Raw genomic sequence first — 18278 nt, 5'->3', positions numbered from 1 at the left:
AGTTCATACACTTATGCACAGTTTCTCCACTTTAATTTCTCATTGACTCACAGTAATCAGTTAATACTCCACGGTATATCCACATGTTATCCACAAAATTGTGAATAAATTCTGAGTTAAGCGACTTATTATTAACATCTAACCACCATTCTGTTAACTTTAGAGTCATTCATGGTTTGTACATCTTTCTTTTATACAAAAAGCGAAGCGCATATGCCCTCCGCCCTTTTTTATCCAGTTTACTCATGCCGAATAACTTCAAATCTTTCAACGTGGTATTCCTCATCAGCTGATATACCTGCTTTGTTTAATGCAATATCAATCTGATCTTTGATTGTATCGACGCCCTGCAGTTTAGGCAGAAGCAGACCTCTACGGTATCCCGATGTTACTATGACACCATACCTTTCGGGATCAAGACTAGCAATGTTTTCCACTTTTTCAGCTTTGCCCAGTATATCTACAGAAATAATGAGTCCTGATAACTCCGTCGGTTCGATTTCAGGAAATCTTGGATCTGCCGTCGCAGCCTTCATGGCATTTTCTACAATTTCTTCTGCTATATTGACCTGTGTGCCTGCAATGGTTCCCATGCATCCTCGTAAACCCGAAGCTGTTTTTATAGAAACGAAGGTTCCGCCACGCTTGTCGAGCATTTCCTTTGGAAGCAGATCTGGGACAGCAAGTCTTTTGCCTGTACGAACCACCTCTTCCACAGCTTCACGCGCCAGTCTTACATAAGCGTCTTCATTTTCAAGTCGTTTCTCATGGGCTTTTTTCATGCCATCTTGAATCGCCGGTAAAAGTTCAAACGATAAATCTCTTTTTAAATCTGTTAGACCAATAACACCATATCCAACACCAAAAGGACCTTCATAGCTATAGACTTCAACGTTTCTATCATATCCATCCAGTGCCCCGAGCATAATATCAATGGATCTCTTGCCACATTCCCCCGCATTATCACAAAGTTGACTCTCCATTAAAACAATATCTGAGAATCTTTTCTCCTTGAATAAGTCTATGAGTTGTTGGTCAAACACACGCCCATCAGGATGGTACTTGTATGGTCCATCATTTTTTAATCTGTGGGAGAGGTCACCACTTGCCACTATGATCGTCTTCTTTGCTTGATAATCCGAAGCACTTTGTATGGCTTGTCCAAATTTGTAGAGCATTTCATGGTCTAAAAAACCATAACTTATGCAGACCAATTGATAGGACTTATACACTTTATCAATAATATGTAGGGGGACAACAGCACCATGGTCAAGAGTCTTTGATATTCCAAATCTGTCTCGAAGATCTTTGTCTATTCTCACCGCTGGGATGTTCTTTTCCCCACAAATAAATAGAAGCTCATCTATGAATTCATCATCAGCTTCCTTTTCATAGGTGACAGATGACGCGCCAAACTTGGATAGATCACCTCTTAAGTTGCTGTCATCATAAATGGCTATGGCGTCGGTAAAAGTTGGGCCATGAGGAGTGATTAAGACGATGGTCTCTGGTGCAATTTTCTTGATTTCTCTTGCCGCCCTGTTCATACCATCTACAGTATTTTGGCATTCACTTTCCCGTCCTTGCCCCACTTCAGGTATAACAATGGGCGGATGAGGCATTAAAAAACCACCATGTATCGACATAAAATCACTCTCCTAACTATTTTTCTACCATATAACCCTTTTTCAAGAGTTTATCGATGTGTTCATCAACCTTTTCGTCAATGTTTATACCGTATTGTTCCTCTAAAACAAACATCATAGACACAGCAACCTGTGCCACATCTAAAAGTTCCATGCTTATTCTATCAACAACTTCTTTGTCCTGAAGGGTTGTGTCTTCACCGTTGAGTCCTCTAAATTTGCCTATGACTTGTGCCAGTTCCCCAGCTTCTTCCATGAGTTTTAAACACGTTGACTCTAACCCTGGCTTAAGATTGTTGAGCTTTGGTAAACTAACTTGCTTATATATTCCTGTTTTCATATTTATCCCTCCAACTTTATTCTTATTATATCCTACACCACTATGTAAATGCGTACATCCCCATTATTTTAATATTTTCGTTACTTCTTGGGCAAGTTTTCAAATTTAGGGTTACAATTTATCCAAAATTGGTATAATCTATTTAGAGTTGTTTATTACATATAGGAGGTTTATTATGACATTAAATATGGCAATCATTCAGCAATATGCTTTTAACCTTGCTGGGGCAATCATTGTCCTTCTTATTGGATGGCCTGTGGCAAATTATTTTGGCAGGTTGATTCAAAAAACATTGGATCATAAGTCTGTTGACAAGTCCCTTAACGCTTTCATGAAACAAGTCGTTGGCATGACGCTTAAGGTTCTCGTTGCAATTTCTGCAGCATCTGTTGCAGGGGTTCAAACCACTTCTTTTGTTGCTTTACTCGGTGCAGCTGGTTTCGCTGTGGGGCTGGCATTTCAAGGCTCTCTCTCTAACTTTGCCGGTGGTGTCTTGCTTCTTGTCTTAAGACCCTACAAGGTCGGAGACTTTATTGAAGGAGGCAGTGCGAAAGGAACGGTTCAAGAAATCGGTATTGTTTACACAACGCTTACCACACCTGACAATAAAGTAATCACTGTTCCTAATGGCTCTTTAGCCAACTCAACAATCACAAACTTCAGCACCAAAGACACACGTCGTGTCGATTTTGTTTTTGGTACATCTTATGATGTCCCTGTTTCACAAGCCAAGGCGGCTATTGAATCTGTGGTTTCTTCCCATGACCTCATTTTAAAGGATCCTGCATGGACCATTCGTCTGGGGGCTCATAATTCGAGTTCACTTGACTACACAGTTCGGGTCTGGGTTAAGGCTGAAGATTACTGGACAGTTCACTTTGACTTAATGGAAGCCATTAAGATGAAATTTGATGAAGAAGATATTGAGATTCCTTACAACAAGGTTGATGTTAACTTATTTAGCCAAGAAAAATCTTCTTAATCTCAATCCCTAAGCTGGATAATTTATCTTATATGAAAATTATACATTTCAAGCAATCAGGGGGACTATCTTTAGACAGTCCCCCTTTTAATATTTGGAATCACAAATCGCACCTTATGACCTGGCTGTTCATAGACCTTAATACATCGAATTATTGACTACTTCTGCGCTTTATCATAACATCATAAAGCATTGTCTTAGAATGATTTTATAAAAAATCCGTCCTCTTGCTCCCACATTCAACCGGTTCTATATAGGTTGTCGATGGAATATTTGCTCCGGCAGTCGACTTAATCCTTTAATTGAATAGAAACCGTTAAAAAGGCACTAAAAAAAGGCATTGCAGATAAATCTGCAATGCCTTTTGTAATCGAAATAATCTGTTCTGAAAAGCTGATTAACGCTTTGAGAACTGAGGCGATCTTCTTGCTTTTTTAAGACCGTATTTCTTTCTTTCCTTCATACGTGCATCACGAGTTAGGAAGCCTTCTGCCTTTAGTGCAGGACGCAACTCAGCGTCCACTTGACATAGGGCACGCGCGATACCATGACGGATTGCGCCAGATTGACCAGTGAAGCCACCGCCGTTAACACGAACGATAACGTCAAACTTGCCTTCTGTTTCTGTAACTGTAAGAGGACGCTTAATGTCTTCTCTTAGAGTTTCGTATGAAATATACTCTTCAAGAGCGCGACCGTTTACAGTGAACTGTCCTGTTCCTGGAACTAGTCTAACTCGAGCGATAGATTTTTTTCTTCTACCAGTACCTTGATATTGGTTTGCCATTTTTCTATTCCCTCCCTACGACTAAATGTCCAGTACTTCAGGCTTTTGAGCAGCATGATTGTGCTCAGCACCTCTGTACACTCTTAGCTTTTTAACCATTTGACGGCCTAATGATGTGTGTGGAAGCATGCCTTTAACAGCTTCGAAAACAACCTTTTCAGGCTTCGTGTCCATCATTTGACGGTATGTTCTTTCACGCATGTGGCCGATGTAGCCAGTGTGCCATCTGAACATTTTTTGGTCTAGCTTCTTACCAGTTAGTACAACCTTATCAGCGTTAATGATGATTACAAAATCACCTGTATCTACGTGTGGTGTGTATGTTGGCTTGTGCTTACCTCTTAGTACTGTTGCAACTTCAGATGCCATGCGACCAAGTGTCTTGCCTTCAGCATCAACAACGTACCATTTTCTTTCCACTTCATGTGGCTTAGCGATGTACGACTTCATGGAAGTTCCTCCTTGCGAATTATTTCACCGTTTCGTATATTTGTAAAAAACCCGGGGCATAAAGGGTTTTTAATTACCGTTACCTAGTGGGCACAGAACACATATATTCTAATACATAGCATGCAGTTCGTCAAGTAAAATCAACATTAATTTTCTGTTTTTTGCAATTAATTTTTGACAAGTCATATCAAGGGTTTCAGAGTTTTTGACAGGGGGTCATTCTGAGCTCTTCAGAGCCCTCTCAAGCGTCTCTTTATTGTAGTAAACCTCTGTCAAATATAATCCTTCTGCAGCCGCTGTGTGCTCAACCAGCGTCCTGTCCTTTGACTCTATTATATGAGGAACCAGGTCTGGTCTTTTTATACCCAGTCCTATATCAACAAGCATGCCTGTCAGTATTCTCACCATATTATACAAAAATCCGTTGCCATAAAAACGAAGATGAATTTCATCGCCGACTTCATCTATTGTCACCTTATAAATTGTACGAACAGTGTCAGTGACAAAACTACCACTGGCCATAAATGACTTGAAATCGTGTTCTCCAACCACATGGGCTGCAGCTTCTTTCATATCTAATACGTTTATGGTCTTTGGAACCCTATAAGCATGTCTTCTTTTTAATGGTTTCGGTCGATCTGATTTATAAAGCTTATAAGTATAACACTTTCCACAAGCAGAAAATCTTGCATGGAAATCTGTATCAACCTCTTCTAGTGAGGTTATATAAATGTCTTTGGGCAGTCTATGATTCATAACATACTGAAGTTTATCCACTGGAATCTTTCCCGTCCAGTTAAAAGTTGCCACCTGGCCATATGCATGTACACCACCATCTGTACGACCTGAACCGTCAATCAGAATTTCATGCCCCGCTAAGGCACTTAAGCACTTAACGATTTCCCCCTGCACCGTTCGCAAGTTAGGTTGTCTTTGCCACCCATAAAAATCTGCGCCATCATATTCAATAACTATTTTAATGTTCATAGTTAACCTCCTAGAATACAACTTGTACAGTGATCATAACCCCTAAATAGACTGTGAATCCAGCCAGACCGATTATATCTCTATAGGTATACTTTAAGACTTTTAAACGTGTTCTATTCTCTCCGCCTCTATAACATCTGGCCTCCATAGCCATAGCCAGTTCATCAGCCCTCCTAAAAGCACTAATGAATAGGGGGACCAAGAGGGGGATTAGACTTTTTGCTCTTGCCACAATATTACCGCTTTCAAAATCTGCGCCCCGGGCCATCTGGGCCTTCATAATTTTATCCGTTTCCTCCAGAAGGGTTGGAATAAAGCGAAGGGCAATGGTCATCATCATAGCCAGTTCATGGGCGGGCACACCGATCTTCTTAAATGGTCCTAAAAGTCTTTCTAAGCCATCTGTCAGTTCAATAGGTGATGTTGTGAGGGTGAGCAGTGATGTACCCAGTATCAAGAAAATAAGTCTAAAGGCCATAAAAAGAGCCTGCTCAATCCCTTGATAAGTGATCTTTACAAATCCGAACTGAATAAATATCTCCCCTGGTGTTAAAAACATGTTGATTGCAAATGCAAATATAATGATGAACATTATGGGTTTGAGACCACGCAACATGAACTTAACGGGCACTTTTGAAAAATGCACTGCAATGCCTAAAAAGCCCAGTACAATCAAATAACTGGACAAGGCGTCCACAACAAACAATGACATAATGTATGCAAAGGCACATAAAATTTTAAATCTTGGATCAAGTTTGTGGACAAATGATGTTGTTGGATAATACTGTCCGACTGTAATATCTCTAAGCATTATGATCCCCCTTTATAAGAGTGAGCAATGCTTTTTTCGCTTCCTCTACCGTGATGATATCGCCAGCTATATTATAGCCACGATCCCTAAGTGCGCTTGTCAGCTTGGTTATTTGAGGCACACCTAGTCCAATGGATTCAAGCTTATCCGCATGAATGAAAACCTCTTGAGGTTTTCCATCAAGGGCCACCTGTCCCTTGTCCATTACAATAAGTCGGTCTGCCATTTTCGCTATATCTTCCATACTGTGAGATACCAATATTACCGTGATTTCCTTGTCGACATGTAACTTTTTAATTTGCCCAAGTATTTCATCACGGCCCCGTGGATCAAGTCCAGCTGTTGGCTCATCAAGTATGAGAACTTCAGGATTCATTGAAAGAACACCAGCTATAGCCACTCTTCTTTTCTGTCCTCCAGACAATTCAAATGGGGATTTGTCTTTGATGGCTTCATAATCAAGGCCAACCAGTTCTATGGCTTCTTTAACGCGACTTGAAATTTCACTTTCGCTCAGACCGAGATTCATGGGTCCAAATGCCACGTCTTTTTCCACAGTTTCTTCAAAGAGTTGGTACTCGGGATACTGGAAAACCAATCCCACTTTCTTTCGGATGGCATTGAGCTTGATACCCTTTGATGTTAAATCCAGTCCATTGACAACAATTTTGCCGCTGGTTGGCTTCAAAAGTCCATTTAAATGCTGGATCAAGGTCGATTTTCCTGATCCTGTGTGTCCTATAAGTCCGATAAACTCTCCGGCCTCTATTTGAACACTCACGTCTTTTAAAGCGGCTGTTTCATATGGACTACCGATGTCATATATATGATTGAGTTTCTCTACAAGAATTGACATAATGCTTTCTCCATATCTTCTACTGTCAAAATATCAGCAGGAATATCCAGACCTGATTTCCTCAGCTCGTGGGCCAAAAGTGTGACTTGAGGCACATCCAGTCCCATCTTTTGAAGTTTCTCTACATTGGAAAATACTTGAGCCGGGGTCCCTTCTAGCAGTTTAATTCCATTTTCCATAACAATCACACGATCTGCATCTACGGCTTCATCCATGTAATGTGTAATATGCACAATGGTCATAGCATCTTCACGATTCAATCTACGTATTGTATCAACAACCTCACGTCTTCCAGCAGGGTCTAACATGGCTGTCGGTTCATCAAGAATAATACACTCAGGCTTCATTGCGAGTATCCCTGCAATGGCAATCCGCTGTTTTTGACCACCTGATAGTAAATGCGGTGGCTTTCTTCTATGTTCATACATGCCAACTGCATGGAGGGCTTCATCCACGCGCTTTCGGATACCATCTGATGGGATGCCTAAGTTTTCAGGGCCAAAAGCCACATCCTCTTCCACTATGGTCGCCACAATTTGGTTGTCCGGGTTTTGAAAGACCATGCCAGCGGTCTTACGTATTTCCCAAATCTTTTCATGGTCCTTAGTGTCCATCCCCCCGACAAAAATAGAGCCTCCACTTGGAAGGAGTATACCGTTTGCCAGCTTGGCAAATGTAGATTTACCAGATCCATTGTGTCCAATAATAACTGTGAACTCCCCTTTAGGGATTTCTATATTTAGACCATCTAGGGCGATGGTCTCCTGATTTTCTCTTTTATATTGGAATTTCAGATTTTCACTTTTAATCATGTCATTCCCACACTTTCTTTAGGCCTGTCATCTTTTTCACATTCCTATTTCAAAAGATTTCAGCTTTGATTATTGTTCTCATCAACCCATTATACCTTTTCTAAGCGCCCGTCACAACGGCGTTCACAGTAAATTTAAATTCTTTTGAAAGGGGCTTGTTACTCTTTAGTAACTTCTTTGTAACCGGGATGATAATATTTATTTGCATAAGTGCGCTACAATAATATTATCAAAGAAGTACTTATCGACGGGTAAGAAAACTTTGATATTTGGACTTACTATATCTTTAGTTTATATAAATTCCTCTTGTTTAAAAAGTAGTAGAATCCCCTCTATCACATTTCCCCGGAAATGTGATTTTTTTGCGTAAAACAAAGCAATGCACAAATATATAATCAATCATCCAATTGTGCTCGCACAAAATTGGGGGATTGATTATATATTTGTATATGGCGCGTTAGCGACATGAGCGACCGATAGGTTGCTCTAGTGCACTCAATACACTTCATATAAAATCACTGTCAATATTTAGCACAAAATCAAGTTTTACTTGATTTTGTGTTTTTTTAAATTTATGTACTCATCGCGTTTAGCGACCACAGCGATCGATAGATTGCTGGGTGTTCGTAGTCTCCATATAAATCTAACACTTAACCCTGCTCGCACAAAATTGGGTGATTGTTTATATATTTGTATAGGACGCGTCAGCGACATGAGCGACCGATAGGTTGCTCTAGTGCACTCAATACACTTCATATAAAATCAAGTTTTACTTGATTTTGTGTTTTTTTAAATTTATGTACTCATCGCGTTTAGCGACCACAGCGATCGATAGATTGCTGGGTGTTCGTAGTCTCTATACACATTCATTGTTTAATCCTCTTCATACAAGATCAATTGAACTCCAATCAAAATGAACAAAATCTCCATATGAATAAAAGCCTGATGATTCATCCATATGAATTCATCAGGCTTTATTTTTTTATCACGCATCAAGTGCTTCCGACAAGAATTGTCTTTCGCAAATTTGATTACACTAACTCGATGATAACCATCATCGAAGCATCGCCACGACGAGGGCCTAATTTATACATGCGAGTGTAACCACCGTTCTTGTCAGCGTATTTAGGTCCGATTTCGTTGAACAGCGACTGAACAACAGCTGGGCTCGTCACATAAGCAGCAGCTTGACGACGTGCATGCAGATCGCCACGCTTCGCTAGAGTGATCATTTTTTCAACTTGACGACGTGCTTCTTTAGCACGTGTTTCAGTTGTTTCGATGCGACCCTTTTCAAGTAGACTTGTAGTCAGGTTTCTCAGCATCAGATCACGGTGCGACGAGGTACGGCCAAGCTTTCTATATCTAGCCATATCATATCCTCCTAACGCATCTTATTCTTCTTCTTCTTTTAAGCCCAGACCAAGGTCATGTAGCTTATGTTTAACTTCTTCTAGAGATTTCTTGCCAAGGTTACGAACTTTCATCATGTCCTCTTCAGAACGGTCAGTCAACTCTTCAACAGTGTTGATACCAGCACGCTTCAGACAGTTGTAAGAACGTACAGACAGGTCGAGTTCTTCAATAGTCATTTCAAGAACTTTTTCCTTCTTGTCTTCTTCCTTTTCAACCATGATCTCAACACCAGCCGTAGCATCTGTCATGTTAATGAACAGATTAAGGTGCTCAGACATGACTTTAGCACCTAGCGATGCAGCTTCGTCTGGCTTGATTGTACCATCAGTCCAGATATCTAGAGTCAGTTTATCGTAGTCCGCGACTTGTCCGACACGCGTCTTGTCAACGGCAAAATTAACTTTTTTAACCGGCGTGAAGATTGAGTCAACTGGGATGATACCAATTGGAAGTCCAGCGTCCTTATTTTGGTCAGCTGGAATATATCCACGGCCTTTTGCAAGGGCAATTTCCATATTTAAAGTGGCATCAGTTTCAAGAGTACAAATGTGAAGGTCTGTATCCAGAATTTCAACATCAGCATCTGCAATAATGTCACCCGCAGTAATAGGACCATGCTCACTTGCTTCGATACGAAGAATCTTCGTATCATCATCTGAGTTGATCTTTGCAGCCAGGTTTTTTAGGTTAAGAACAATCTCAACCACATCTTCCTTTACACCAGGAATGGTAGAGAACTCATGAAGAACGTTCTCGATTTTTATCCATTTAACAGCAGTGCCTGGCAAGGAAGAAAGCATGATACGGCGCAGGCTGTTGCCTAGCGTAATGCCATAGCCTCGTTCTAGAGGCTCAACAACAAACTTACCATATGTGAAGTCGTCGCTTAGTTCAACACATTCTATTTTCGGCTTTTCAATTTCGATCATGAATCGAACCCTCCCTTTCGCTGTTATCCAATTCTATGAGGACAGTTAAAATCCATTCAATTATCTGGAGTAAAGCTCGATGATAAGGTGCTCTTCGATTGGAAGATCGATGTCTTCTCTCGAAGGTTCAGCTACAATTTTACCACCCATTTCCTTAACTTCTACCCAGTTAGGAGCCGTGTAGTCTTTTTCTGTAGCTTCTTTGAATTTTGATGAAGACTTGCTTTTTTCTTTAACTTCAATAACATCGCCAATTTTTAGCTGCATTGAAGGAATATCAGCCTTCTTACCATTCAGTGTAAAGTGACCGTGTACAACAAGCTGACGAGCTTCTTTTCTAGAAGTCGCTAGACCCATACGGTACACAACATTGTCAAAACGAAGCTCTAGAAGTCTAAGAAGGTTATCACCAGTCTTACCTTCAAGCTTAGCAGCCTTGTCATATGTTGTTCTGAATTGGCTCTCGATTAGGCCGTAAAAACGCTTAACTTTTTGCTTCTCACGAAGCTGAACGCCGTAGTTTGAAAGTTTTGTTCTACGTGCGCCGTGCTGACCAGGAGCGTGTTCACGCTTGTTGATAGCACATTTATCTGAGTAACATCTGTCGCCCTTTAGGTACAGTTTCTGACCCTCGCGGCGGCACAGTCGACAACTAGGTCCAGTATATCTTGCCATCTAGTCTTGCACCTCCTATTATACTCTTCTTCTCTTAGGTGGTCGACAACCATTGTGAGGAATTGGTGTAACGTCTTGGATCATGCTGATTTCCAGACCTGCTGCTTGCAGAGAACGGATAGCTGCTTCACGACCGGATCCAGGACCTTTAACAAATACTTGAACAGCTTTAAGGCCATGTTCCATGCCTGCTTTAGCTGCAGCTTCGCCGCACATTTGTGCAGCAAATGGTGTAGACTTTCTAGAGCCTTTGAAGCCTAGAGCGCCTGCGCTTGACCATGCGATTACATTTCCGCTATTGTCTGTAAGCGTAACGATTGTATTGTTGAAAGTCGCTTGAATATGAGCTTGACCACGGTCAATATTCTTGCGAGCTTTTTTTCTGCCACGCGTATTACGAGCTTTTTTAGCCGCCATGCGTCTAACCTCCCTTTACTACTTTTTCTTCTTAGCTACTGTTTTAGCTGGACCCTTACGTGTACGTGCATTCGTCTTAGTCTTCTGACCACGTACAGGAAGTCCTTTTCTATGACGGATACCACGTTGGCATCCAATTTCTTGTAGACGCTTAATATTAAGAGCAACCTCACGACGAAGATCACCTTCAACTGTGTAATCAGCTTCGATGATAGAACGAAGTTTTGAAACTTCTTCTTCCGTTAGGTCTTTAATTCGCGTACTTTCGTTGATACCTGCCGCTGCAAGAATATCAGCTGATACATTGCGTCCAATACCATAAATGTATGTTAGACCAATAACAGCTCTTTTATCTCTTGGCAAGTCAACACCTGCGATACGTGCCATTTAGTGCACCTCCCATTTTACAACTTCATTGTGAATCATAAAAACAGATGATTTGGAGATATATATAGTAACCACACCAGCAGAAAGAACATTTCTCAGCCGCGCCTTAACGCTGGTGTATATATCAAGTTATTAACCTTGCTTTTGTTTATGCTTAGGGTTTTCACAGATAACCATGACTCTACCCTTACGCTTAATGATCTTGCATTTTTCGCAGATCGGTTTTACAGATGGGCGAACCTTCATTCTTGTCCCTCCTTAAATCACTTACCGCGCCAAGTAATTCTGCCTTTTGTCAAATCGTACGGTGACAGCTCAAGCGTCACTGAATCGCCAGGCAAAATCCGGATAAAGTTCATACGAAGCTTTCCAGATAAATGTGCCAAAACGATGTGATCGTTCTCAAGCTTGACTTTGAACGTTGCGTTAGGCAGGGCTTCTACTACGACTCCCTTGACTTCAATAGCGTCTTTCTTAGCCATTAAGACAAATCCCTCCTACAGAGTTCTAGATCAGTTTAATCCCAGTTTTTCTATCTCACGACGCACATAGGCGTTATTGATCTTTCCGTCACCCGAAAGCTTATCTTTCAGGCTTGTACTTACACTCGACAGAAGCGCCAAGTGTCTGATCTTCTTCTTTTTCGGCTTTTCGATCCTCCGAAGATCACCATCTGCAATCAGAACGTACTTTTCATCGACAATTTTCATGACAATAAAAATTCGATCCTTATCACGTCCGGCTTTAGACCTGACAAATTGTCCGATCTGTATATCCTTCGTTGTTTCCAAATCTGCCACCTCGCTTAATCCAGACTCGTTAGAAGCACTGGCTCGTCATCAGTGATCGCTAGGGTATGCTCATAATGAGCAGACATTTTACGATCTATTGTAACAACGGTCCACTTGTCTCCAAGAATCTCGACTGAATATCCTCCCGCGTTGACCATTGGCTCGATCGCTAAGACCATGCCCTCAGCAAGGCGAGGACCTTTGCCTGGTGGGCCGTAATTCGGAATCTGAGGATCTTCATGCAGATTGGTTCCTATGCCGTGTCCGACGAAATCTCGAACGACGGAAAAACCATGAGACTCAACGTAGCTTTGGATGGCATTAGATACATCCGATAGTCTGTATCCAACGCGACAGAACTTCAGGCCTTCATAAAAGCTTTGTCTTGTCACTTCAATCAGCTTGCTCGCTTCTTCAGTTACCTGACCCACAGCGAATGTTTTCGCCGCATCGCCATAGTATCCGTTTTTAAGAGCGCCGATGTCAATACTAATTATGTCGCCATCCTTCAGCACTCGACTAGCACTGGGAATCCCGTGAACGACCTCTTCATTAACGGAGGCACATATGCTTCCTGGAAACCCACCATAGCCTTTAAATGCAGCAGTTGCACCATGCTTGCGAATTTCCTTTTCAGCGATTTCATCCAATTCCTTGGTTGTGATTCCCGGTCTTATATGAGACTGCAGCACGCCATGGACGTGCGCGACGATCTTTCCAGATTCGCGCATCGTCTCAATTTCGCGCTTCGACTTCAGGATAATCATTTTAGAGACTCCCCAACGTAGAAGTGATGTCTTCAAACACAACGTCAATATCTCTTTGACCATCCACACTTACAAGAATATCTTTTTTCGTGTAGTAATCAATCAGTGGTGACGTTTGGTTCATATAAACCTGAATACGGTTTGAAACAGTTTCTTCGTTGTCATCCGGTCGTTGATAAAGCTCGCCGCCGCACTTATCGCACACGCCTTCAACCTTTGTTGGGTTGAACTGAATGTGGTAAGTCGCTCCGCAAGCTCTACAGATTCTTCTACCCACAGCACGTTCTACTAAAACGCTAGGATCAACTTGGATGTTAAGAACGCAATCAAGAGAGCAGTTCATTTTGTTAAGGGCTTTGTCAAGCGCCTCTGCCTGCTCTACCGTTCTTGGAAATCCGTCTAGCAGAAAACCAGCTTTTGTGTCATCCTGAGCAAGTCGATCTTCAACGATTGCTACAGTGATTTCATCCGGAACCAGTTCTCCGCGGTCAATATATGACTTCGCTTTCTTGCCGAGTTCCGTACCACCCTTGATATTTGCACGGAAGATGTCTCCCGTTGAAATATGAGGAATATCGTACTTATCGACAATACTTGCTGCTTGTGTACCTTTGCCAGCCCCTGGAGGCCCTAATAAAATTAATCGCATGCTATCCCTCTCCTGTTCGTACTACTTAAGGAAACCTTGGTAGTGACGCATAATCATTTGAGATTCGATTTGCTTCATTGTTTCAATTGAAACGCCAACAGCGATCAGTAGTGATGTGCCACCAAAACGGAATGCTGAACCTGAAAGGCCTGCAACCACATTCGGCATAACTGCGATAAACGCTAGGAAGATCGCACCAGCAAATGTGATTCTGTTTAGTGTACGCATCAGATATTCTGCTGTTGGTTTACCAGGACGAATACCTGGCACAAATCCGCCGTTCTTCTTCATATTATCAGAAACATCATATGGATTGAATGTCACTGAAGTGTAGAAGTACGTGAAACCAATGATAAGTAGCGCATACAGGGTGTTGTACAGGATGCTGCCTGTGTTAAAGTTTGCACTCATGAACGCGTAGAAACTACTTTGTGGCATGAATTGTGCAATAGTCATCGGGAACATTAGCAGAGACATTGAGAAGATTACCGGAATAACACCCGCCTGGTTTACCTTTAGCGGAATGTGTGTGCTATGTCCACCGTACATTTTACGGCCTACAACACGCTTAGCGTATTGAACAGGGATCTTTCTCTGACCTTGCTGAATGTATATAACACCCATAATAACTGCAATCGCAACAGCTGCGAACAGAATCACTGCAAAGATTGAAGTGTCTCCACTCATTACCTTGAATACTGTTGTCTGGATGCTGATTGGCAGTCTTGAAATAATACCAGCAAAGATGAATAGTGATATACCATTACCAATGCCGTTTTCAGTGATCTTTTCGCCCAAGTACATGAGGAATGCTGTACCGGCAGTTAGAGTCAGTACAGAAATTACGACTGACATTGTGTTGAAATCGATAAAAGCAGGTCTGAAAATACCAACACTCATACCAATTGCTTGAATCAATGCCAAGATAACTGTGCCGTAGCGAGTCATCTGTGCAAGTTTCTTACGACCCTCTTCGCCTTCTTTCGCTAATTGCTCAAGAGACGGAATGGCAATCTGAAGCAAGTTAACAATGATCGACGCTGTGATGTATGGCGATATACCCAGAGCAAATAATGAGAAGTTTTTGAATGAACCACCAGATAGTAGGTCAAAGAATCCAAAAAGTCCATCTTCACTTGCGAAAAGTGTCGCTAGCTTATTCGCATCGACACCAGGTACCGGAACGTGGGCACCTAATCTGAATACGACAATCATCATCAATGTGTAGATCATTCGTTTTTGTAAATCAGGTATTTTCCAAGCATTTCTCAGCGTTGCGAACAAGTTAGATCACCTCTGCCTTTCCTCCTGCAGCTTCGATTTTAGTGATAGCTGACTGAGTGAATTTATTTGCCTTGACTGTAAGCTTCTTTGTTAGTTCGCCGTCGCCAAGGATCTTTACGCCGTACTCAACTTTGCTAAGTACGCCTGTTTCCAGAAGCAGTTCTGGAGTGATCTCTGTACCGTCTTCAAATCTATTTAACGTCTCAACGTTTACGATGGTCCAGTTCTTTCTAGTAAAGTTATTGAAACCACGCTTTGGAAGACGTCTGAATAGTGGCATCTGGCCACCTTCGAAACCAGGTCTAACGCCGCCGCCAGAACGAGAATTTTGACCGTTCATACCGCGACCAGCAGTCGTACCTTGTCCTGAACCGCCGCCGCGACCAATACGCTTGCGGTTTTTAGTAGAACCTGCAGCAGGTCTCAGTTCATGTAGCTTCATGTTGACACCTCCTTATTATTAAGCTTCTTCTACTTCAACCAAGTGGCATACTTGTGCAATCATACCTCTCATTTGAGGGTTGTCTTGCTTTTCAACCACTTGACCGATTTTTTTCAGACCTAGGGCCTGAACCGTTAGTCTATGCTTAGGCTTTACGCCGATAGTACTCTTTACGAGTTTGATCTTGATGTTAGCCAAGGTGTTTTCCCCCTATCCAAGAATCTCTTCTACCGTCTTGCCACGAAGTTTAGCAACATCTTCAACAGTTTTCATTCTTTGAATACCGTCAAGAGCCGCATTAACCATGTTCTTTGGATTGTTCGAACCTAGAGACTTCGCACGTACGTCTTTAACGCCTGCTAGCTCAAGGACTGCACGAACAGGGCCACCAGCGATTACACCAGTACCTTCATGCGCAGGCATGATTAGTACTTTACCGCCGTCAAACTCTCCCTTAATTTCGTGTGGAACTGTTGTTCCAACACGTGGAACAAAGATCATGTTCTTCTTAGCGTGTTCGATAGCTTTACGAATTGCTTCTGGTACCTCAAGTGCTTTACCAGTACCTACGCCCACGTGACCGTTTTCATCTCCAACAACCACAAGTGCGCTAAAGCGGAAGTTACGACCGCCCTTAACAACTTTCGTAACACGGTTAATATTAATAACCTGCTCTTTGAGGTCAAGTTTGTTCGCATCAATCTTATATTGCGCCATTATTGTACCTCCCTTAGAATTTCAGACCAGCTGCACGTGCACCGTCTGCTAATTCCTTAACACGACCATGGTACAGATAGCCAGCTCTGTCAAATACAACAGTATCTATGCCTTTTTCAATTGCTCTTTTTGCAACAGCTTCTCCGACAACTTTCGCTGCTTCTTTATTGCCTGTGCCTGAAACTTGGCTCTTAATGTCCGCTTCCAGAGTAGAGGCAGAAACCAGCGTAGTACCTGTCGTGTCATCGATGATCTGTGCGTACACATTGTTCAGACTTCTATAAACGTTTAGTCTTGGACGTTCAGTAGTGCCTAGAACTTTTGATCGAACACGTCTTTGACGTGACTGACGCATACTGTTTTTAGTTTGCTTATTGATCATCCTATGTCACTCCTTTCCTTTACTTACCAGCTTTACCTTCTTTACGTCTTACATACTCATCAACGTAGCGGATACCTTTACCTTTGTATGGTTCAGGCTTTCTCCAATCGCGGATCTTAGCTGCATAATTACCAACAAGTTGCTTGTTGATACCTTTTACAACGATCTCTGTATTTGATGGGCACTCAGTCGTAATGCCTTCAGGATCTTCCATTGAAACTGGGTGAGAAAAACCAAGTTGTAGATCAAGGTTCTTGCCTTTTTTCGTAGCTCTGTAACCAACGCCTACGATTTGAAGTTTCTTCTCGTATCCTTTTGTAACACCTTCAACCATGTTGAAGATAAGTGCTCTAGACAGACCGTGTAGAGCTTTAAATCTTTTCAGATCTGATGGACGCTCTACAGTCAGAGTGTCACCATCGATAGAAATCTTAATGTCTTTATCGATCTGCTCGCTCAGTTCACCAAGAGGGCCTTTAACAGTTACTACGTTTTTATCAGTAACCTTAACTTCTACCCCTTGAGGAATCGTGATCGGCAAATTACCAACTCGTGACATTGTCGCACCTCCTACTTTTCCTCAATAATTACCAAACGTAGCAAAGAACTTCGCCGCCCACGCCAAGCTTACGAGCTTCCTTATCAGTAATAATACCGTTTGAAGTCGATACAACAGCGATGCCTAGACCACCTAGTACCTTAGGAATCTCATTTCTCTTAGCGTAAACACGTAGACCTGGCTTAGAAATTCTCTTTAGACCAGTAATAACTCGTTCTCTATTTTCACCGTATTTCAATTGAACACGGATGATACCTTGCTTGCCATCGTCGATGACGTCATAGCTCTTGATGAAACCTTCAGTTAGAAGGATTTCTGCAAGACGCTTCTTTGTGTTTGATGCAGGAACATCAACCGATGCGCGACGAACCATGTTGCCATTTCTAATACGCGTAAGCATATCTGCAATTGGATCTGTGATCATCATAGGTGTTTACCTCCCTTCCGTATTACCAGCTTGCCTTACGGACACCTGGAATTTGGCCTTTGTAAGCCAATTCTCTAAAGCAAATACGACAGATACCGAACTTTCTTAAGTAACCGTGCGGACGACCGCAAAGTCGACATCTATTGTATTCGCGTGTAGAAAACTTCTGTTTTCTAGCTTGCTTGACTTTCATTGCTTTTTTAGCCACTGCGATCCCTCCTTATTTGCTGAATGGCATACCCATAAGCTTCAGCAGCTCACGAGCTTCTTCATCTGTCTTCGCAGTTGTTACGAATGTGATATCCATACCGCGGACAGCATCTACTTTATCGTACTCGATTTCAGGGAAAATCAGCTGTTCTTTAATACCTACTGTGTAGTTACCACGACCATCGAATGCGTTAGGATTAACACCTCTAAAGTCACGTACACGAGGTAGTGCAATATTCATGAAGCGATCCATGAATTCGAACATTTGCGCGCCACGTAGTGTAACTTTGCAGCCGATTGACATGCCTTCACGTAGTTTAAAGTTAGAGATTGATTTTTTAGCTTTTGTAATAACAGGCTTTTGTCCTGTAATTGTAGCCATTTCTTCTGCAGCAGCTTTTACAGCTTTAGGATTATCTTTAGAACTACCAAGACCCATGTTTACCACGATCTTATCGAACTTAGGAATTTCCATTACAGAATCGTATCCAAATTTATCATGAAGTGCTTTTTTTACTTCACTATCATACTTTTCTCTTAGTCTAGCCATGTTCT

The 18278-nt window shown here is 41.9% G+C and carries 28 protein-coding genes; 1 reads left to right on the top strand and 27 read right to left on the bottom strand.

The features are described from left to right. Window positions 1–239 precede the first annotated feature (239 nt). Window positions 240–1646 (bottom strand): AmmeMemoRadiSam system protein A, encoded by a 1407-nt coding sequence (gene amrA / locus ACQ4KW_RS01880; protein ID WP_430884857.1) that lies wholly within the window; start codon window positions 1644–1646, stop codon window positions 240–242. A gap of 16 nt (window positions 1647–1662) precedes the next feature. Next, entirely contained in the window at window positions 1663–1986 is a 324-nt protein-coding gene (locus ACQ4KW_RS01875; protein WP_430884856.1) for a MazG-like family protein, read from the bottom strand. 175 nt (window positions 1987–2161) lie between these two features. Between ACQ4KW_RS01875 and ACQ4KW_RS01870 the strand changes: the two genes are divergently transcribed. Then, complete coding sequence (locus tag ACQ4KW_RS01870) at window positions 2162–2968, top strand: mechanosensitive ion channel family protein (protein WP_430884855.1); 807 nt, start codon at window positions 2162–2164, stop codon at window positions 2966–2968. Between the two features lie 397 nt (window positions 2969–3365). Here ACQ4KW_RS01870 and rpsI read toward each other — a convergent pair whose 3' ends face one another. The 25 genes from rpsI to rplE form a co-directional block, all read right to left on the bottom strand. Beyond that, on the bottom strand, window positions 3366–3755 hold the full coding sequence (gene rpsI / locus ACQ4KW_RS01865) for a 30S ribosomal protein S9 (RefSeq protein WP_430884854.1): 390 nt from the start codon (window positions 3753–3755) through the stop codon (window positions 3366–3368). Between the two features lie 21 nt (window positions 3756–3776). Next, a complete protein-coding gene (gene rplM, locus ACQ4KW_RS01860; RefSeq protein WP_430884853.1) occupies window positions 3777–4205 on the bottom strand; it encodes a 50S ribosomal protein L13 in 429 nt (142 codons plus the stop codon). A 216-nt stretch (window positions 4206–4421) separates the two neighbouring features. Next, window positions 4422–5192: a tRNA pseudouridine(38-40) synthase TruA gene (truA, locus tag ACQ4KW_RS01855; RefSeq protein ID WP_430884852.1), complete on the bottom strand. Its 771-nt coding sequence runs from the start codon at window positions 5190–5192 to the stop codon at window positions 4422–4424. A 10-nt stretch (window positions 5193–5202) separates the two neighbouring features. After that, window positions 5203–6003: an energy-coupling factor transporter transmembrane component T family protein gene (locus ACQ4KW_RS01850; RefSeq protein WP_430884851.1), complete on the bottom strand. Its 801-nt coding sequence runs from the start codon at window positions 6001–6003 to the stop codon at window positions 5203–5205. Further along, a complete protein-coding gene (locus ACQ4KW_RS01845; RefSeq protein ID WP_430884850.1) occupies window positions 5996–6859 on the bottom strand; it encodes an energy-coupling factor transporter ATPase in 864 nt (287 codons plus the stop codon). Before ACQ4KW_RS01845 ends, ACQ4KW_RS01850 begins: the two co-directional genes overlap by 8 nt. Further along, entirely contained in the window at window positions 6844–7671 is an 828-nt protein-coding gene (locus tag ACQ4KW_RS01840) for an energy-coupling factor transporter ATPase (RefSeq protein WP_430884849.1), read from the bottom strand. Before ACQ4KW_RS01840 ends, ACQ4KW_RS01845 begins: the two co-directional genes overlap by 16 nt. Window positions 7672–8702: 1031 nt before the next feature. Beyond that, window positions 8703–9044, bottom strand: a complete 342-nt coding sequence (gene rplQ / locus ACQ4KW_RS01835) for a 50S ribosomal protein L17 (RefSeq protein ID WP_430884848.1) — start codon at window positions 9042–9044, stop codon at window positions 8703–8705. A gap of 21 nt (window positions 9045–9065) precedes the next feature. Then, a complete protein-coding gene (locus ACQ4KW_RS01830) occupies window positions 9066–10016 on the bottom strand; it encodes a DNA-directed RNA polymerase subunit alpha (RefSeq protein WP_430884847.1) in 951 nt (316 codons plus the stop codon). A gap of 60 nt (window positions 10017–10076) precedes the next feature. Beyond that, window positions 10077–10691: a 30S ribosomal protein S4 gene (rpsD, locus tag ACQ4KW_RS01825; RefSeq protein ID WP_430884846.1), complete on the bottom strand. Its 615-nt coding sequence runs from the start codon at window positions 10689–10691 to the stop codon at window positions 10077–10079. An 18-nt stretch (window positions 10692–10709) separates the two neighbouring features. Further along, window positions 10710–11108 (bottom strand): 30S ribosomal protein S11, encoded by a 399-nt coding sequence (gene rpsK / locus ACQ4KW_RS01820; protein ID WP_430884845.1) that lies wholly within the window; start codon window positions 11106–11108, stop codon window positions 10710–10712. 18 nt (window positions 11109–11126) lie between these two features. Then, complete coding sequence (rpsM, locus tag ACQ4KW_RS01815; protein ID WP_430884844.1) at window positions 11127–11495, bottom strand: 30S ribosomal protein S13; 369 nt, start codon at window positions 11493–11495, stop codon at window positions 11127–11129. Between the two features lie 132 nt (window positions 11496–11627). Further along, window positions 11628–11741, bottom strand: coding sequence for a 50S ribosomal protein L36 (gene rpmJ, locus ACQ4KW_RS01810; protein ID WP_025434559.1), 114 nt, complete (start codon window positions 11739–11741; stop codon window positions 11628–11630). Window positions 11742–11758: 17 nt separating this feature from the next. Then, the gene (gene infA, locus ACQ4KW_RS01805; protein WP_430884843.1) at window positions 11759–11977 is read right to left on the bottom strand and encodes a translation initiation factor IF-1; all 219 of its coding nucleotides are present in this window, start codon (window positions 11975–11977) and stop codon (window positions 11759–11761) included. Window positions 11978–12007: 30 nt separating this feature from the next. Further along, window positions 12008–12286, bottom strand: a complete 279-nt coding sequence (locus ACQ4KW_RS01800; protein ID WP_430884842.1) for an RNA-binding protein — start codon at window positions 12284–12286, stop codon at window positions 12008–12010. A gap of 14 nt (window positions 12287–12300) precedes the next feature. Further along, on the bottom strand, window positions 12301–13053 hold the full coding sequence (map, locus tag ACQ4KW_RS01795) for a type I methionyl aminopeptidase (RefSeq protein ID WP_430884841.1): 753 nt from the start codon (window positions 13051–13053) through the stop codon (window positions 12301–12303). Window position 13054: 1 nt separating this feature from the next. Then, entirely contained in the window at window positions 13055–13702 is a 648-nt protein-coding gene (locus ACQ4KW_RS01790; protein WP_430884840.1) for an adenylate kinase, read from the bottom strand. A gap of 21 nt (window positions 13703–13723) precedes the next feature. After that, complete coding sequence (secY, locus tag ACQ4KW_RS01785) at window positions 13724–14986, bottom strand: preprotein translocase subunit SecY (RefSeq protein ID WP_430884839.1); 1263 nt, start codon at window positions 14984–14986, stop codon at window positions 13724–13726. 1 nt (window position 14987) lies between these two features. Further along, window positions 14988–15428, bottom strand: a complete 441-nt coding sequence (gene rplO, locus ACQ4KW_RS01780; RefSeq protein WP_430884838.1) for a 50S ribosomal protein L15 — start codon at window positions 15426–15428, stop codon at window positions 14988–14990. Between the two features lie 18 nt (window positions 15429–15446). Next, entirely contained in the window at window positions 15447–15626 is a 180-nt protein-coding gene (gene rpmD, locus ACQ4KW_RS01775) for a 50S ribosomal protein L30 (RefSeq protein ID WP_430884837.1), read from the bottom strand. A gap of 12 nt (window positions 15627–15638) precedes the next feature. Further along, window positions 15639–16145: a 30S ribosomal protein S5 gene (gene rpsE / locus ACQ4KW_RS01770; RefSeq protein ID WP_430884836.1), complete on the bottom strand. Its 507-nt coding sequence runs from the start codon at window positions 16143–16145 to the stop codon at window positions 15639–15641. Window positions 16146–16158: 13 nt separating this feature from the next. Further along, complete coding sequence (gene rplR / locus ACQ4KW_RS01765) at window positions 16159–16527, bottom strand: 50S ribosomal protein L18 (RefSeq protein ID WP_430884835.1); 369 nt, start codon at window positions 16525–16527, stop codon at window positions 16159–16161. 19 nt (window positions 16528–16546) lie between these two features. After that, window positions 16547–17086 carry a 50S ribosomal protein L6 gene (gene rplF, locus ACQ4KW_RS01760; protein WP_430884834.1) on the bottom strand — a complete coding sequence of 180 codons (540 nt, stop codon included), beginning with the start codon at window positions 17084–17086 and terminating at the stop codon, window positions 16547–16549. Between the two features lie 28 nt (window positions 17087–17114). Further along, window positions 17115–17513: a 30S ribosomal protein S8 gene (gene rpsH, locus ACQ4KW_RS01755; RefSeq protein ID WP_430884833.1), complete on the bottom strand. Its 399-nt coding sequence runs from the start codon at window positions 17511–17513 to the stop codon at window positions 17115–17117. 22 nt (window positions 17514–17535) lie between these two features. Further along, window positions 17536–17721 carry a type Z 30S ribosomal protein S14 gene (locus ACQ4KW_RS01750; protein WP_430884832.1) on the bottom strand — a complete coding sequence of 62 codons (186 nt, stop codon included), beginning with the start codon at window positions 17719–17721 and terminating at the stop codon, window positions 17536–17538. Between the two features lie 12 nt (window positions 17722–17733). Further along, the gene (gene rplE, locus ACQ4KW_RS01745) at window positions 17734–18273 is read right to left on the bottom strand and encodes a 50S ribosomal protein L5 (RefSeq protein ID WP_430884831.1); all 540 of its coding nucleotides are present in this window, start codon (window positions 18271–18273) and stop codon (window positions 17734–17736) included. Window positions 18274–18278: the final 5 nt, after the last annotated feature.

This window comes from Tianxiuia mixotrophica (assembly GCF_050596425.1).
Lineage (GTDB): Bacteria > Bacillota > Clostridia > Peptostreptococcales > Acidaminobacteraceae.
The sequence above is the reverse complement of the archived record's forward strand: the minus strand, read 5'-3'. Positions and strand labels throughout refer to the sequence as shown.